Origin of the sequence: Collimonas humicola, from assembly GCF_018304945.1 — a bacterium.
GTDB classification, from domain to species: Bacteria; Pseudomonadota; Gammaproteobacteria; order Burkholderiales; family Burkholderiaceae_D; genus Collimonas; species Collimonas humicola.
Map to the genome: position 1 here is coordinate 100,732 of NZ_JAGQEE010000011.1, position 15,443 is coordinate 116,174.

General features: G+C 59.5%; 15 protein-coding genes. 8 read left to right on the plus strand and 7 right to left on the minus strand.

The window, feature by feature from the left end; genetic code table 11:
* Positions 1-32 precede the first annotated feature (32 nt).
* Positions 33-1,460, minus strand: a complete 1,428-nt coding sequence (locus KHU30_RS23880; protein WP_211445097.1) for an MFS transporter — start codon at positions 1,458-1,460, stop codon at positions 33-35.
* A gap of 277 nt (positions 1,461-1,737) precedes the next feature.
* Between KHU30_RS23880 and KHU30_RS23885 the strand changes: the two genes are divergently transcribed.
* The 4 genes from KHU30_RS23885 to ftsB all read left to right on the plus strand — a co-directional run bounded on the left by KHU30_RS23885 (position 1,738) and on the right by ftsB (position 6,108).
* The gene (locus tag KHU30_RS23885; RefSeq protein WP_211445098.1) at positions 1,738-3,390 is read left to right on the plus strand and encodes a CTP synthase; all 1,653 of its coding nucleotides are present in this window, start codon (positions 1,738-1,740) and stop codon (positions 3,388-3,390) included.
* Positions 3,391-3,399: 9 nt separating this feature from the next.
* Complete coding sequence (gene kdsA, locus KHU30_RS23890) at positions 3,400-4,254, plus strand: 3-deoxy-8-phosphooctulonate synthase (RefSeq protein ID WP_211445099.1); 855 nt, start codon at positions 3,400-3,402, stop codon at positions 4,252-4,254.
* Positions 4,255-4,375: 121 nt separating this feature from the next.
* Positions 4,376-5,659 (plus strand): phosphopyruvate hydratase, encoded by a 1,284-nt coding sequence (gene eno / locus KHU30_RS23895; RefSeq protein ID WP_211445100.1) that lies wholly within the window; start codon positions 4,376-4,378, stop codon positions 5,657-5,659.
* 68 nt (positions 5,660-5,727) lie between these two features.
* Entirely contained in the window at positions 5,728-6,108 is a 381-nt protein-coding gene (gene ftsB / locus KHU30_RS23900) for a cell division protein FtsB (RefSeq protein ID WP_098493421.1), read from the plus strand.
* Between the two features lie 95 nt (positions 6,109-6,203).
* Here the strand turns inward: ftsB and hslO are convergent, their stop codons facing one another.
* Both hslO and KHU30_RS23910 read right to left on the minus strand, forming a co-directional pair.
* Positions 6,204-7,166 (minus strand): Hsp33 family molecular chaperone HslO, encoded by a 963-nt coding sequence (gene hslO, locus KHU30_RS23905; RefSeq protein ID WP_211445101.1) that lies wholly within the window; start codon positions 7,164-7,166, stop codon positions 6,204-6,206.
* A gap of 49 nt (positions 7,167-7,215) precedes the next feature.
* Complete coding sequence (locus KHU30_RS23910; protein WP_211445102.1) at positions 7,216-7,740, minus strand: gamma carbonic anhydrase family protein; 525 nt, start codon at positions 7,738-7,740, stop codon at positions 7,216-7,218.
* A 108-nt stretch (positions 7,741-7,848) separates the two neighbouring features.
* Here KHU30_RS23910 and KHU30_RS23915 point away from each other — a divergent pair, with 108 nt between their 5' ends.
* On the plus strand, positions 7,849-8,694 hold the full coding sequence (locus tag KHU30_RS23915; RefSeq protein WP_230427557.1) for a ferritin-like domain-containing protein: 846 nt from the start codon (positions 7,849-7,851) through the stop codon (positions 8,692-8,694).
* 38 nt (positions 8,695-8,732) lie between these two features.
* Here KHU30_RS23915 and KHU30_RS23920 read toward each other — a convergent pair whose 3' ends face one another.
* From KHU30_RS23920 to KHU30_RS23935, 4 genes are all read right to left on the minus strand, one after another.
* Positions 8,733-9,230: an RDD family protein gene (locus tag KHU30_RS23920; RefSeq protein ID WP_211445104.1), complete on the minus strand. Its 498-nt coding sequence runs from the start codon at positions 9,228-9,230 to the stop codon at positions 8,733-8,735.
* A 65-nt stretch (positions 9,231-9,295) separates the two neighbouring features.
* Positions 9,296-10,030, minus strand: coding sequence for a DUF3106 domain-containing protein (locus tag KHU30_RS23925; protein WP_230411061.1), 735 nt, complete (start codon positions 10,028-10,030; stop codon positions 9,296-9,298).
* Positions 10,027-10,461: a DUF3619 family protein gene (locus KHU30_RS23930; RefSeq protein WP_211445105.1), complete on the minus strand. Its 435-nt coding sequence runs from the start codon at positions 10,459-10,461 to the stop codon at positions 10,027-10,029. The genes KHU30_RS23925 and KHU30_RS23930 overlap by 4 nt, the downstream gene beginning before the upstream one ends.
* A complete protein-coding gene (locus KHU30_RS23935) occupies positions 10,458-11,027 on the minus strand; it encodes an RNA polymerase sigma factor (RefSeq protein WP_211445106.1) in 570 nt (189 codons plus the stop codon). Before KHU30_RS23935 ends, KHU30_RS23930 begins: the two co-directional genes overlap by 4 nt.
* A gap of 648 nt (positions 11,028-11,675) precedes the next feature.
* Between KHU30_RS23935 and KHU30_RS23940 the strand changes: the two genes are divergently transcribed.
* From KHU30_RS23940 to ilvC, 3 genes are all read left to right on the plus strand, one after another.
* Entirely contained in the window at positions 11,676-13,403 is a 1,728-nt protein-coding gene (locus KHU30_RS23940) for an acetolactate synthase 3 catalytic subunit (protein WP_211445107.1), read from the plus strand.
* 2 nt (positions 13,404-13,405) lie between these two features.
* Positions 13,406-13,897 carry an acetolactate synthase small subunit gene (ilvN, locus tag KHU30_RS23945; RefSeq protein WP_014005248.1) on the plus strand — a complete coding sequence of 164 codons (492 nt, stop codon included), beginning with the start codon at positions 13,406-13,408 and terminating at the stop codon, positions 13,895-13,897.
* Positions 13,898-13,977: 80 nt separating this feature from the next.
* Positions 13,978-14,994, plus strand: a complete 1,017-nt coding sequence (ilvC, locus tag KHU30_RS23950; protein ID WP_038491226.1) for a ketol-acid reductoisomerase — start codon at positions 13,978-13,980, stop codon at positions 14,992-14,994.
* Positions 14,995-15,443: the final 449 nt, after the last annotated feature.

A 15,443-nucleotide genomic window follows, 5' to 3' on the forward strand; every position in this document is an offset into this window, starting at 1 on the left:
TGTCACTAATATGACAATTCTGTCAGTTTCGCTTACACCGGGGTTTCCTGCATGCGCCCGTGACGGATGCGCAGCGCGCTGATGATGGTGGCAAGCAAGGTTGCACTGGCGGCAAGCCAGAGCGACAGATGCACTGCGCTGGCGTCCAGCTGGGCGGTGCTGGCGCTGGCTTGGGCGATGCTGGTGGCGGCCAGCACCACCGCAACCAGCGCCGCGCCCAGCGACTGCCCGAAAGTGCGGGCAATCGCCAGCACGCCGGAGGCGGTGCCGCTGCGGGCGCGCGGCGCGTTGCTCAGCATTTCCCGGTTGTTGGGACTTTGGAAGAAGCCGAAGCCGAGTCCGCAGACGAACGCACGCCATAAAATATCCGGGATCGAGGCGTGTTCGCCGAGACAGGCCAGCAGCACTAGGCCGATGGTCAGCACCAGCAGGCCGCAAGTCGACAGCAGCGCCGCCGAGTAGCGGTCGGCCAGGCGGCCGGCAATCGGCGCCGTGATGGCGATGGCCACCGGCCAGGGGGTGAACAGGGCGGCGGAGAGCAGCGGCGTGAAGCCGTAGGCGCCCTGGAACAGGAAGGGCAGTGCGATAAAGGCAATTCCCTGGCCGATGAAAGAACAGAGCGAGGTCGCCACCGCCATCGAAAAGCGTTGTGATGTAAAAATATCAAGCGGCAGCAGCGGCGCCGAATATTTTCGTTGTCGAATAATAAATAAGATCGTCGCGGTCAGCGCAATGCCGCCTAATATCAGTTCCTTGGTCCAGCTGTCGTGGCGCGACAAGCCGTCCACCGCCATCACGAAAGTGCCCAGGGCAAGCGCCGAGAGCAGTGCGCCGCTGCCATCGAACTTGCCGCCGCGACCGGGATCGCGCGGCAGCACGCGCCGCGCCAGCAGCAGGGTAACAATCCCGATCGGCACGTTGACGGCGAACAGCCATGGCCAGCTCAGTACGGATAGCATCAAGCCGCCGATAGCCGGTCCGGCGGCGGTGGAGGAGGCCACCACCAGTGCATTGACGCCCAGCGCCGTACCCAGCAGCCGGGTCGGGAAGATGTTGCGGTACAGCGCCGGTCCTATGCTCATGGCGGCAGCGCCGCCCAGGCCTTGCAGGAAACGCATGCCATTGAGGATAGACAGCGACGGCGCCAGGGCGCAGCCCAGCGACGCCAGGGTAAACACCAGGATGCCGCTCATATACAAGCGACGGAAGCCGAACACTTCGCCGATCGAGGCGAACGCCACCATGGTCATGGCGCCGGCCAGGATATAGGCATTGGCGATCCAGACCGCGGCGGCCGGATCCACTTCCAGGCTGCGCGCGATCATCGGCAGCGCGACATTGACGATGGAACCGTCCAGCACGGTCATGCTGGTGCCCAGGATCATGACGATAATGGCCACCCGGCGGGCTGCGCCGGGCAGGCCGTCGTCTTCCGGCATGTCGCCGAACAGCTGGCTCATAGAGGCAGGCCGCGCGGCACAGGCGCAACACTTGATGGGAGAGGGAGCGGGGTAAGCACGTTCGGCACGTTAAGATGGGGGGATAGGGACTGCATCGGTGGCCAGGGCCGGAGCCGCGGATTATTACATGAAGCGCAATTTTATGCAGGCGGCCAGCCGGCCGTTTGCCGATGGCGAACAACAACAGCCGTTATTTTTCCGCGCACCGGCGGCTGCCGGGAGCACTGTTTGATGTATAATTCGAATTTCCCGCATGTGCCGTTCGGCACCTTCTGTAATGACTAAGTTTGTATTTGTTACCGGTGGCGTTGTCTCATCCCTTGGTAAAGGGATTGCAGCCGCCTCACTCGCCGCGATTTTAGAATCACGCGGCCTTAAAGTCACCCTTCTTAAACTCGATCCGTACATCAACGTCGATCCAGGCACCATGAGCCCGTTCCAGCACGGCGAAGTGTTTGTGACCGACGATGGCGCAGAGACCGACCTCGACCTCGGCCACTACGAGCGCTTCATTACGGCCAAGATGAAGAAGGTGAATAATTTCACCACAGGCCAGATCTACGAATCGGTGATCCGCAAGGAACGCCGTGGCGAGTACCTGGGCAAGACGGTGCAGGTCATTCCGCACATCACCAACGAGATCCAGGATTACATCTACCGCGGCGCTGAAGGCTTCGACGTGGCGCTGGTGGAAATCGGCGGCACCGTCGGCGATATCGAATCCCTGCCATTCCTGGAAGCGGCGCGTCAGCTGAGCCTGCGCGCCGGCCGCAAGGCCGCGGCTTTCGTGCACCTGACGCTGGTGCCGTACCTGGTGTCGGCCGGTGAGCTGAAGACCAAGCCGACCCAGCACAGCGTGCAAAAGCTGCGCGAAATCGGTATTTCGCCCGATGCCTTGCTGTGCCGCGCCGACCGTCCGATCCCTGACGATGAACGCGCCAAGATTTCGCTGTTCTCGAACGTCCAGGGCGACGCCGTGATTTCGGTGTGGGACGCTGACACCATCTACAAGATCCCGCAAATGCTGCACGACCAGGGGCTGGACGCGATCGTCTGCGAAAAGCTGGGCCTGTCGCCGAAGCCGGCCGACCTCTCGGTCTGGACCAAGCTGGTGCATGCGCTGGAAAATCCAACCTACGAAGTCACCATCGGCATGGTCGGCAAATACGTCGACCTGACCGAATCCTACAAGTCGTTGACGGAAGCCTTGCGCCACGCCGGCATCCATACCGGCAGCCGGGTCAACATCGAATACCTGGATTCGGAAGAAATCGAAGCCACCGGCACCGCTCCGCTGGCCAAGTACGATGCGATCCTGGTGCCGGGCGGCTTCGGCAAGCGCGGCGTGGAAGGCAAGATTGCCGCTGCCCGCTTTGCCCGTGAAAACAAGATCCCTTACCTCGGCATCTGCCTCGGCATGCAAGTCGCGCTGCTGGAATACGCCCGTAACAAGGCTGGCCTGCCGCACGCCAATTCGACCGAATTCGATGCCCAGACCGACCAGCCGGTCGTGGCCCTGATCACCGAATGGCAGAACCACGATGGCAAGGTGGAGTTGCGCGACGTCAACTCCGACCTGGGCGGCACCATGCGCCTGGGCGCGCAAACCTGTGATATCAAGCCCGATACCCTGGCCGCGGAAATCTACGGTCCGACCGTGACTGAACGCCATCGTCACCGCTACGAAGCCAACAACCATTACCTGGAGCGCATCGAAGCGGCCGGCCTGGTGGTGTCGGCCCGCACGCCGACCGAAGACCTGTGTGAAATCATGGAACTGCCGCGCAGCGGCGACAATGCCCACCCTTGGTATGTCGGCGTCCAGTATCACCCGGAATTCAAGTCGACTCCGCGCGATGGCCATCCTTTGTTTATTTCGTTCATCAAGGCTGCGCTGGCGCACAAGCAAGCCAACACCGCAGCTGCGTAAGGAAAGAACATGAAACTTTGTGGCTTTGACATCGGTCTGGATCAGCCGTTTTTCCTGATCGCCGGCCCCTGCGTGATCGAATCGCGCCAGATGGCGCTCGATACCGCCGGCACATTGAAAGAGATCACCAGCGCGCTGGGCATCAATTTCATCTACAAATCGTCCTTCGACAAGGCGAACCGCTCGTCAGGTTCGTCGTTCCGCGGCCTCGGCATGGAAAAAGGGCTGGAGATCCTGGCCGACGTCAAAGCGCAAATCGGCGTGCCGGTGCTGACCGATATCCATGAAATCGATGAAATCAAACCGGTGGCGGCAGTGGTCGACGTCTTGCAGACGCCCGCCTTCCTGTGCCGCCAGACCGACTTCATCAATGCTTGCGCGCAGTCCGGCAAGCCGGTCAATATCAAGAAGGGCCAGTTCCTGGCACCGCACGACATGATCAACGTCATCGCCAAGGCTCGCGCCGCGGCGCGCGAAGCCGGCCTGCCGGAAGATAATTTCATGGCCTGCGAACGCGGCGCCTCGTTCGGCTACAACAACCTGGTGTCCGACATGCGCTCGCTGGCGATCATGCGCGAAACCGGTTGCCCGGTGGTGTTCGATGCTACCCACTCGGTGCAGTTGCCGGGCGGCCAGGGCAGCACCTCCGGCGGGCAGCGCGAATTCGTGCCGGTGCTGGCGCGCGCGGCCATCGCCGTGGGCGTCTCGGGTGTGTTCATGGAAACCCATCCGAATCCGGCTGAAGCCAAATCGGACGGCCCCAATGCGGTGCCGCTGGGACGCATCAAAGAATTGTTGTCGACCATGATAGACCTGGACCGGGTCGTCAAAAAGAATGGCTTTATCGAAAGCAATTTCGGTTGATTGCTTGGGGGGACTGCATGGGACTATATCGCAGCCACTATACAAGTAAGTGGTGAAGCTTGAACCTTGTCCCCGCAAATGGTTTTAATATCGCGCATATTTTTATTTGATAGGGAAATACATGAGTGCAATCGTTGACATCATTGGCCGCGAAATTATTGATTCGCGCGGTAATCCGACTGTAGAGTGCGACGTCCTGCTGGAATCCGGCGTGATGGGCCGCGCGGCTGTGCCGTCCGGCGCATCCACCGGTTCGCGCGAAGCGATCGAGCTGCGCGACGGCGACAAGAGCCGTTACGGCGGCAAGGGCGTCCTGAAAGCCTGCGAGCATATCAATACTGAAATTTCCGAAGCCATCATGGGCCTCGATGCCAGCGAACAAGCGTTCCTGGACCGCACCCTGATCGATCTCGACGGCACTGAAAACAAGGGCCGCCTGGGCGCCAACGCCATGCTGGCGGTGTCGATGGCGGTGGCCAAGGCTGCCGCTGAAGAAGCCGGCCTGCCGCTGTACCGCTATTTCGGCGGCAGCGGCGCGATGCAGATGCCGGTGCCGATGATGAACGTCATCAACGGCGGCGAACATGCCGACAACAACCTGGATATCCAGGAATTCATGATCATCCCGGTCGGCGCACCGAGCTTCCGTGAAGCGCTGCGTTACGGCGCCGAAGTATTCCACGCGCTGAAGAAGATCCTGCACGACAAGGGCCTGTCGACCGCGGTCGGCGATGAAGGCGGTTTTGCGCCTAACCTGGCCAGCCACGAAGAAGCGCTGAAGCTGATCATCCAGGCAATCGAAGCCGCCGGCTACGAGCCAGGCACCCAGATCGCTCTCGGCCTGGATTGCGCCGCCAGCGAATTCTACAAGAACGGCAGCTATGTCCTGGCCGGCGAAAACATGACGCTGACCGGCGCTCAGTTTACCGGCCTGCTGGCATCGTGGTGCGACAAGTACCCGATCATCAGCATCGAAGATGGCATGGCGGAAAACGACTGGGACGGCTGGAAACTGCTGACCGAAACCCTCGGCAAGAAGATCCAGCTGGTGGGCGACGACCTGTTCGTCACCAACACCAAGATCCTGAAAGAAGGCATCGACAAGGACATCGCCAATTCGATCCTGATCAAGATCAACCAGATCGGCACCCTGACCGAAACTTTCGCTGCGATTGAAATGGCCAAGCGTGCCGGCTACACTGCAGTGATCTCGCATCGTTCGGGCGAAACTGAAGATTCGACCATTGCGGATATCGCCGTTGGCATGAACGCCTTGCAGATCAAGACCGGCTCGATGTCGCGTTCGGACCGCATGGCCAAGTACAACCAGCTGCTGCGCATCGAAGAAGACCTGGGCGATGTCGCCAGCTATCCTGGCCGTGGCGCGTTTTATAATTTGAAGTAATCAAGCCGGGGTGGGCATCAGTGTCCGCCCCGATTTACATATAAGACAGTAGAACCAAGCCCGAAACGATGCGCCTGATTGCCATTTTCCTGACTGCCTTGCTGATACTGGTCCAGTACCCACTGTGGCTAGGCAAGGGTGGCTGGCTGCGCGTCTGGGATATGGATCAGCAGGTGCATGCCGCGCATGACAAGCTCGACGAGCTGAAGGCGCGCAACGCCAAGCTGGATTCGGAAGTGCATGATTTGAAAGAAGGCACCGGCGCCGTGGAAGAACGGGCGCGCACTGAGCTGGGCATGATCAAGCAGGACGAGATTTTCATACAGATCCTCGATCCTAACGGCAATCCGGCCGATGCGCCGGCGCCGCCGAATGCGGAACTGACTGCGGTGGAGAAGACGGTGGCGGTTGCCGTCCCGGATGAGCGAGGCAAGAAGCCGCAGCACTGATAGATATATGGAATTTTGCGGGCAGATCGGCAAGAGCTCCCGCTGCATGAAGCCACGGCGCTGCATTATGTTGAATAATGCAGCGCCGTTTTGTTTTAGTGCTTGCTGGTTCCGGTAGGGAGCAGCGCTTCGACCGGCGCTTCCGTAGCGAACAGGTGAGCGCAGTCCACTTTGTCGAATTCATAATGCTGGCCGCAGAAATCGCAATCCACCGCCAGCTTGCCCAGGTCCGCCAGCGCTTCCTCGATTTCCGGCTTGCCCAGCATCTTCAGCATGTTGCCGACTTTCTCGCGCGAACAGTTGCATTGGAAACTAGGCAGCTGCGGCTCGAACACGCGGATGTTTTCTTCCCAGAACAGGCGCCGCATCAGGGTCTGGATATCGGTCGTCAGCATTTCTTTCGGCTGCAGGGTGCCGCCCAGCGCCATGAAGCGGTTCCATGTTTCCAGGTCGTCGTTGACCGGCGCATCGATGCCGCCGTGATTCGGCAGTTTTTGCAGCAGCAGGCCGCGCGCCACCTTGCTGTCCGCGGCCAGCCAGAGCTTGGTGTCGAGCTGTTCAGAACGCAGCATGTAGTTTTCGATGACGGTGGCGATGCTTTCGCCATCCAGCGGCACGATACCCTGGTAAGGCTTCTGGCCAGGCATCTTGTCCTGCGGGTCAAGCGTAATGACGAAACGTCCCTGGCCGTTCAGGTTGACCAGCTGCGACATGCTGGCATCGTCGTCGATCACCGCATCCGGCGCCAGCTTGGCGGTGGCGCGCATGTGCAGCTGCGAATCGCACTCGGCCACCAGCAGGCGGACCGGGCCGTCGCCGTGGATCTGCATGACGATGACGCCATTGAATTTCAGGTTGGCAGACATCAAAGCCGCAGCTGCCATCATCTCGCCTAGCAGCGTCGTCACCGGCTGCGGATAATGATGATGGGTCAGCACCTGCTGCCAGGTCGCGGACAGCTCTACCAGCTCGCCGCGCACCGCGGCATTCTCCACCATGAATTTCTGCAGCGAGTCGCCGGCAGTGTCGCTTGTTTCCAGCATTGTTGTTACGTCCATATCTTTATCCAGTGTTTTTCTGTTGATTGACTGCTTGATTGCTTGCGGATTATCCGATTTGCTTGAGCTCGGCCTTGTACTCCTTGCCGCGCGCGATATAGTGGCTGGCGTTGCCGGCCAGCGCTGCAACATCCTGTTCGCTGAGGGTGCGCACCACTTTGGCCGGGGAACCGATGATCAGCGAATTGTCGGGGAATTCCTTGCCTTCGGTGACCAGCGCGCCGGCGCCCACCAGGCAGTTCTTGCCGATCTTGGCGCCGTTCAGGATCACTGCCTGGATGCCGATCAGGGCGCCGTCGCCGATCGTGCAGCCATGCAACATTGCCTGATGGCCAATGGTAACATTCCTGCCTATCGTCAAAGGGAAGCCCATGTCGGTATGCAGCGTGCTGCTTTCCTGCACATTGCTGCCTTGGCCGACCGTGATCAATTCATTGTCGCCGCGTATGGTGGCGCCGAACCAGACGCTGGCGTCGGCTTCAATCTTCACCTTGCCGATCAGGTTGGCGGACGGCGCGATATAGGCCGATGGGGCGATGTCGGGGGCATGCTCGCCCAATTGGTAGATGGCCATAATATGTGTAAAATGCGCTCCGTAAAATGCTGGTTGCCGTTAGTTAATCTCGATAGATATGTCCGTAGTCCGATTTTTCAACCGTACCGTCATTTTACCGCTGTCAACATGAACCAGCCGCCCGATTCTTGCCTCGCCATCGCCGCTCACGCCAAGCCGGAGCTGCGTATGCTTGCCCTGCAATGCCTGTGCGAAGCAGACGTTGCGGCCAAGGTTGCCGCGGTTGAAGCGATGGCAGTCGCCTGGGACAACGGCGGCATGATACTGGCTGCGGACGCAGCGCTGAGCGCCGCTGCGGCCATTCCGGGGCGGCCGTCGCTGCCGGCGCTGGTGCCGCCGCGCGAGGTAAAGCATCGCTCCATGGCGACAGTGGAAGGGCGCGCCGCCATGATCCATGCGCTGGCGCATATCGAATTCAACGCCATCAACCTGGCGCTCGACGCCATCTGGCGCTTTGCCGGCATGCCGCCCGGCTATTATGCCGACTGGCTGAAGGTGGCTCGGGAAGAAGCTTATCATTTCAGCCTGCTGGCAAGGCATTTGCAGACCCTGGGCTATTCCTACGGCGATTTCTCCGCGCACAACAGCCTGTGGGAGCTGACGGAAAAGACCAGCGACGACATCGTCGCCAGGATGGCGCTGGTGCCGCGCATGATGGAAGCGCGCGGGCTGGATGCCTCGCCGCGCACTCGCGCCAAGCTGGCGCAGGCCGGCGATGAAGAGGCGGCGGCGATCATCGACATCATCCTGCGCGACGAGATCGGCCATGTGGCTATCGGCAACCGCTGGTACGGCTGGCTTTGCCAGCGCCGCCAGCTGGAGCCGCTGGCCGCCTTCGCTGCCCTGGCGGTCCAATACAAGGCGCCGATCTTGCGCGGGCCGTTCAATCTGGAGGCGAGGAGGGCGGCCGGGTTTTCCGAGCAGGAACTGCTGGCCCTGCAGCAGCAGGAATAAAAAAGCCGCCCAGGCGGACGGCTACTTTGACTTTGTGGTTAGTGATACCACTTGTGCTTGCCGGAGGGGACGGCGATTTCCGCCATGTTCACCAGCCTGGTGCCGGCAATGCGGTCGTGCAAGAACTGGCGTTCGGGATCCAGGTAAATCGTCATGGCCCAGAGGATGAAATTGGCGGCCGGCACCCAGACCAGCATCCAGGTGTGCGCGCCTAGCGCCCAGGCCAGCGCCAGCCCTGGCAGAAACCAGCACCAGCTCAGCAGGAAACGCAGCGCCGCGCGCCCGGCCTTGACCGCGCTGCCATCGCGCTTGACCAGCCGGATGCGCCAGGTTTTCATGGCCAGGGTTTGGCCGCCATGGCTCCAGCACCAGACGAAATACACAGTCAGCACCAGGAACAGCCAGGCTTGCTGGGCATGCCGCAGATAGAGGGCGTTACGCTGCTGCAGCAGGGTGGAAAAAATCCAGCCTGAAATAAACAAGATGCCGAACAGCAGCATGGCCTCATACATGATGCTGCCGAAACGGCGCTTCAATGACGGGGTCTGCTGCGCGCTGGCGGGCGCTGGGACGGCGGGCGGAGCGGGCGCGTTCAAAATGCTTATTTGGCGGCAGGCGCAACGGCCGGCGCCGGCGCAGCGGTTGCCGCCGGCGTTGTCGTTGCTGGCGTCGGCGGAATCACCGCGGTTTGATCCGTAGCTGCCGGCGGCGCCAGTTTGACCGGGGCGGACGGCTTGTTCTTGTTCAAATTGGCCGGCGGCATGGTGGTCACGCGCTTATGCAGCGGCGTGGCTTGTTCGGCCAGCTCTTTCTTTTTTTCTTCGGAGAGCTGCTGGTATTGCTGCCAGCGCAAGGCTCTCTGTTCGGTATCCAGCTTGTTGGCGCGCGCATAGTTTTCACGCGCGATGCGGCGTTGCTCGGGCGTCAGGGTGACCCAGCCACGCATGCGGGCTTGCAGCCTTTCCTGTTCGGCCGGCGTCATGTTGACGTAACGGCCGCTGATTTCCAGCCATTTCTTGCGGGTGGACGGCTTCAGCTTATCCCAGTCCGGCTCCAGCGGCGCCAGGATGTGCTGCTGCACCGCAGTCAGCTCGACCCAGTTGGGCACGGCATTGCCGATCACCTTGGTCATCTTGGGGACGTTGACGTGCGCCTCGTTGGCGCCGGCAGCGAGCGGGGCGGCATGGGTCGGCGCCACCGGTCCGACAACCGCCAGTACGGCGCCGCCGGTGATCAGCAACGCAAAAGCAGCGCCGACCAGGCGCTTGGCGCGGCCGCTCAGCTTGGCGGCCGTGGCCTTGCGCTCACTCGGATGGGGAGAAGTGGTCAAAGTCATTGCTCTTGCTGCGTGCTGTCTTGCTGCGGCTCCTGCTGCTGCGCCAGATAGGCGCTGAAGCCACGGTCCAGATAGGCCGATGGCGGCAGTTCATCCGACAACACGGCAGCGTCGATATCGGCGGCGGCGGCAATCCGGTGCTGCTGCTCGAATTGATACAAACCTGTCAACAGCACCACGCCAGCTAGGATAGGCGCAGCGACGCCGATACGCGTCAGCCAGGACAGCGGATCATTGAAAAAATTACCCGCATGGCCGGCCAGTACGCCCTGGCGCGCCAGGACACGGGTCGGAGCGTCTTTCTTCTTGCGCGCAAGCGCCGCCTGGCGCGCAGCGGCCAGGCGATCGACCGCCGGCGCCGGCAGGTTGTCCAGGTTCTCATTCAGTGCATGCCGCACCTTGAAAGCGAAGTTGATTTGTTTGTGGTTCATAAGCTGATTCCTTTGGCCTTGAGCGATAGCGCCAGAGTGTGCGTTGCGCGAGAGCAGTGCGTTTTTACGCTGCCTTCCGAGCATCCCATTGCGGCCGCGGTCTCGGCAACATCCATGTCCTCCCAATAACGCATCAGGAAGGCTTCCCGTTGACGCGCCGGCAGCTTCTGTACTTCCTGGTCGATGATGTTGAGGATTTGCTCACGTTCCAGCTTGTTGGCGCTGGACTCGGTAGCCTGCGAATCTTCCGGCGATTCGAAGGTTTCCAGCACATCGTAGTCTTCATCATTGGCATTGTTATGCCCCATGCTGGAAAACAGGCTGACCCAGGTGCTGCGGACTTTTTCTCTGCGGAAATAGTCATGTATGGTGTTCTGGAGGATGCGCTGGAACAGCATCGGCAGCTCGGCGGCTGGCTTGTCGCCGTATTTTTCGGCCAGCTTGATCATGGCGTCCTGGACGATGTCCAGCGCCGATTCGTCTTTGCGGACGGCGTATACTGCCTGCTTGAAAGCCCGGCGCTCGACATTTTCGAGGAAGTCGGAAAGTTCTTTATCTGTGGCCATGCTGTGCGGCGGATTCGATCATTGACGGGCTAATTAACGGGCTACTGCTTTGGTTCAAGATGCTGTTTCTTTGTGTTGTCATGCTGCCGGAAAACGGTCACGCCTGGAGCGGACCCCGGAGTTGACTCGTTTGCGCCAGCCGCCCTTGGCCTGTGCCTGGAATTGTTTGCGCCATCGCTTTGATAAACAATGGCTTACAATAAATTTCAAGACTGGCCGAATGCTAGCAAAAAAGCAGGGTGTTGTGGGCAAAACTACAGCAAAAGACATGATTTAAAACGGATTTCATGTAATTTGGCTTGACCGAAATGAAACTACGCATTATGGTAGCTATCCGCCTCAGCATCCTGGGGTGTGACCATGGCCTTTCGTTGACGACCCAAGATGTTGTTCAACGGACAGGCATGCTGCATATTTGTAAGCTGTTTGCTCTAACCCGTGCCACAAGCGCGAGAATCAGGCGACAACGTAAGCAGGAATTTCGGCCGAACGAGTAGCGTTTAGCGCCATTTTGAATCGTATCTACGGCTACGCAACGGAATGACGTGATCGCACAAAAAAGGGACGCCGTAACACTGATACGCTCCGCCATTTCGTCAGGAAAGAGCATCCGATCAATTTCCAATGGACCTTGAAAGGATCTAGTAAATGAGCAAAGACACAAACTTGCCTGTCACCGGCGCGGAAATTCTCGTGCGCTGCCTGGCGGAAGAGGGAGTCGAACACGTGTTCGGTTATCCCGGTGGCGCTGTGCTGTATATCTACGACGCCATTTTCCAGCAAGAAAAATTCCAGCATATCCTGGTACGTCATGAGCAAGCTGCGATTCACGCAGCCGACGCTTATTCCCGCAGTTCGAACAAGGTTGGCGTGGCTATCGTCACGTCCGGTCCCGGCGTCACCAATGCGGTGACCGGCCTGGCCACGGCCTATATGGACTCGATCCCGATGGTGGTGATTTCTGGTCAGGTGCCGTCTTATGCGATCGGCGAAGATGCGTTCCAGGAATGCGACACAGTCGGCATTACGCGTCCGTGCGTCAAGCACAACTTCCTGGTCAAGGATGTCAAGGACTTGGCAGCCACCATCAAGAAGGCATTCTTTATCGCCAGCACCGGCCGTCCCGGCCCCGTGCTGGTGGATATCCCAAAAGACATCACCATGCACCGGCACGTCTTCGAGTATCCGAAGGAAATCGAGATGCGTTCCTACAAGCCGGTGGACAAGGGCCATTCGGGCCAGATCCGCAAGGCGGTGCAGCTGCTGCTGACGGCGGAACGGCCGATGATCTACGCCGGCGGCGGCGTGATCCTGGCGAACGCTTCGCCGGAGCTGAACAAGCTGGTCGACCGCCTCGGCTACCCCTGCACCACGACTCTGATGGGCCTGGGCGGCTACAAGTCGTCGAGCGACAAGTTCGTCGGCATGCCGGGCATGCACGGTACCTACGAAGCCAATATGGCGATGCAGAACAGCGACGTGCTGATCGCCATCGGCGCCCGTTTCGACGACCGCGTGATCGGCAATCCGAAGAATTTCTCTTCGGTCTCGCGCAAGATCATCCATATCGATATCGACCCGTCGTCGATTTCCAAGCGCGTCAAGGTGGATATCCCTATCGTCGGCAACGTCAAGGATGTGCTGCAGGAACTGCTTGCGCAGCTGGACGCTTCGGAGACCCGGCAAAATCCGTCGGCCCTGTCCAGCTGGTGGAAGCAGATCGAAGAGTGGCGCGGCCGCGATTGCCTCAAGTTTACCGATTCGAAAGAAGTGATCAAGCCGCAGTCCGTGGTGCAGAAGGTCTGGCAGATCACCGACGGCGACGCGTTCATCACTTCCGACGTCGGCCAGCACCAGATGTGGGCGGCGCAGTACTACGGCTTCGACAAGCCGCGCCGCTGGATCAATTCCGGCGGTCTCGGTACCATGGGCGTCGGCCTGCCGTACGCAATGGGCGTGCAGATGGCCAATCCGGGTTCGACCGTGGCCTGCATCACCGGCGAAGCGTCGATCCAGATGTGCATCCAGGAACTGGCCACCTGCAAGCAATATCATTTGACGCCGAAGATCATCCTGCTCAACAACCGTTTCCTCGGCATGGTCCGGCAATGGCAGCAGATCGACTACGGTTCGCGCTATTCCGAGTCCTACATGGATTCGCTGCCGGACTTCACCAAGCTGGCCGAATCGTTCGGCCACGTCGGCATGAAGATCGAGAATCCGGCCGACGTCGACGGCGCACTGAAGGAAGCATTCGGCATGAAAGACAGGCTGGTATTCATGAATTTCATCACGGATCAAACCGAAAACGTCTGGCCGATGGTCAAGGCGGGCAAGGGCTTGACTGAAATGCTGCTCGGTTCGGAGGATCTGTAATCATGCGCCATATCGTTTCTGTACTGCTGGAAAATGAAGCCGGCGCGCTGTCGCGCGTGGTTGGTCTGTTTTCGGCCCGCGGCTACAACATCGAGACATTGACGGTCGCACCGACCGAAGATGCGACCTTGTCACGCATGACCATCGTGACAAGCGGTTCGGATGACGTGATCGAACAGATCACCAAGCACCTGAACCGTCTGATTGAAGTCGTCAAAGTGGTCGACCTGACCGAAGGCGCGCATATCGAACGCGAGCTGATGCTGATCAAGGTGCGCGCAGTCGGCAAGGAACGCGAAGAGATGAAGCGCACCGCGGATATTTTCCGCGGCCGCATCATCGACGTCACCGACAAGTCCTATACCCTGGAACTGACAGGCAACAAGGGCAAGCTGGATGCGTTCATCGATTCGATCGACCGTGCAGCGATCCTGGAAACCGTCCGTACCGGCGGCTCCGGCATCGGTCGCGGCGAGCGCATTCTCAAAGTTTAAGCAGACAACAAATAAGACAGCGCGCTGAGACGTTCAGCGCCATTCACATCAAACATCAAATTACATATATAGGATTAAAAATGAAAGTTTTCTACGACAAAGACAGCGACCTCTCCCTGATCAAAGGCAAGAATGTTGCCATCATCGGTTACGGTTCCCAAGGCCATGCCCACGCGCAAAACCTGAACGATTCCGGCGTCAAGGTCACCGTCGGCCTGCGCAAAGGCGGCGCATCGTGGGACAAGGCAAAGAACGCCGGCCTGAACGTGGCTGAAGTCAACGATGCGGTGAAAGCAGCCGACGTCATCATGATCTTGCTGCCGGACGAAAATATTGCCCAGGTCTACGCAGAAAACGTCGCACCGTTCGCCAAGCAAGGCGCGACACTGGCGTTTGCCCACGGCTTCAACGTGCACTACGGCCAAGTCGTGCCGCGTGCCGACCTCGACGTCATCATGATCGCGCCAAAGGCGCCAGGCCACACTGTCCGTGCGACCTACACCCAAGGCGGCGGCGTGCCGCACCTGATCGCCGTTTATCAAGACAAATCCGGCAGCGCCCGCGATATCGCCCTGTCGTACGCAACCGCTAACGGCGGCGGCCGTGCCGGCATCATCGAAACCAACTTCCGCGAAGAAACTGAAACCGACTTGTTCGGCGAGCAAGCTGTTTTGTGCGGCGGCGCGGTTGAGCTGATCAAAGCCGGTTTTGAAACCCTGGTCGAAGCCGGCTATGCGCCGGAAATGGCTTACTTCGAATGCTTGCACGAACTGAAGCTGATCGTTGACCTGATCTATGAAGGCGGCATCGCCAACATGAACTACTCGATCTCCAACAACGCTGAATACGGCGAATATGTCACCGGCCCGCGCATCGTTACAGAAGCTACCAAGGACGCGATGCGTCAGTGCCTGAAGGACATCCAGACCGGCGAGTACGCGAAGAGCTTCATCCTGGAAAACAAGGCCGGCGCACCGACTTTGATTTCCCGCCGCCGCATCACAGCTGAACATCAGATCGAGCAGGTTGGCGAACAACTGCGCGGCATGATGCCATGGATCAAAAAGAACAAGATGGTCGATCAGTCGAAGAACTAATCAGGGCTTTGTAGTTTTGAGGTCAGGCATCATGCAGCAAGCGCCTGCATGCGCTTGCTGGGCCGGACGGCGCAAAGCGGTGCTTTGCGAAACCCCGTCCAGCCTGCCATGGATCAAAAAGAACAAGATGGTTGATCAATCGAAGAACTAATCAGGGCTTTGTTGTTTTGAGGTCAGGCATCATGCAGCAAGCGCCTGCATGCGCTTGCTGGGCCGGACGGCGCAAAGCGGTGCTTTGCGAAACCCCGTCCGGCCTGCCATGGATCAAAAAGAACAAGATGGTCGATCAGTCGAAGAACTAATCAGGGCTTTGTTGTTTTGAGGTCAGGCATCATGCAGCAAGCGCCTGCATGCGCTTGCTGGGCCGGACGGCGCAAAGCGGTGCTTTGCGAAACCCCGTCCGGCCTGCCATGGATCAAAAAGAACAAGATGGTCGATCAGTCGAAGAA

Coding starts and splice junctions, on each gene's coding strand:
- ilvC (WP_038491226.1), top strand. CDS start 13,978: ATGAAAGTTTTCTACGACAAAGACAGCGACCTCTCCCTGATCAAAGGC.
- kdsA (WP_211445099.1), top strand. CDS start 3,400: ATGAAACTTTGTGGCTTTGACATCGGTCTGGATCAGCCGTTTTTCCTG.
- KHU30_RS23940 (WP_211445107.1), top strand. CDS start 11,676: ATGAGCAAAGACACAAACTTGCCTGTCACCGGCGCGGAAATTCTCGTG.
- KHU30_RS23915 (WP_230427557.1), top strand. CDS start 7,849: ATGAACCAGCCGCCCGATTCTTGCCTCGCCATCGCCGCTCACGCCAAG.
- KHU30_RS23925 (WP_230411061.1), bottom strand. CDS start 10,030: ATGACTTTGACCACTTCTCCCCATCCGAGTGAGCGCAAGGCCACGGCC.
- KHU30_RS23885 (WP_211445098.1), top strand. CDS start 1,738: ATGACTAAGTTTGTATTTGTTACCGGTGGCGTTGTCTCATCCCTTGGT.
- KHU30_RS23880 (WP_211445097.1), bottom strand. CDS start 1,460: ATGAGCCAGCTGTTCGGCGACATGCCGGAAGACGACGGCCTGCCCGGC.
- KHU30_RS23935 (WP_211445106.1), bottom strand. CDS start 11,027: ATGGCCACAGATAAAGAACTTTCCGACTTCCTCGAAAATGTCGAGCGC.
- hslO (WP_211445101.1), bottom strand. CDS start 7,166: ATGGACGTAACAACAATGCTGGAAACAAGCGACACTGCCGGCGACTCG.
- ilvN (WP_014005248.1), top strand. CDS start 13,406: ATGCGCCATATCGTTTCTGTACTGCTGGAAAATGAAGCCGGCGCGCTG.
- KHU30_RS23930 (WP_211445105.1), bottom strand. CDS start 10,461: ATGAACCACAAACAAATCAACTTCGCTTTCAAGGTGCGGCATGCACTG.
- eno (WP_211445100.1), top strand. CDS start 4,376: ATGAGTGCAATCGTTGACATCATTGGCCGCGAAATTATTGATTCGCGC.
- ftsB (WP_098493421.1), top strand. CDS start 5,728: ATGCGCCTGATTGCCATTTTCCTGACTGCCTTGCTGATACTGGTCCAG.
- KHU30_RS23910 (WP_211445102.1), bottom strand. CDS start 7,740: ATGGCCATCTACCAATTGGGCGAGCATGCCCCCGACATCGCCCCATCG.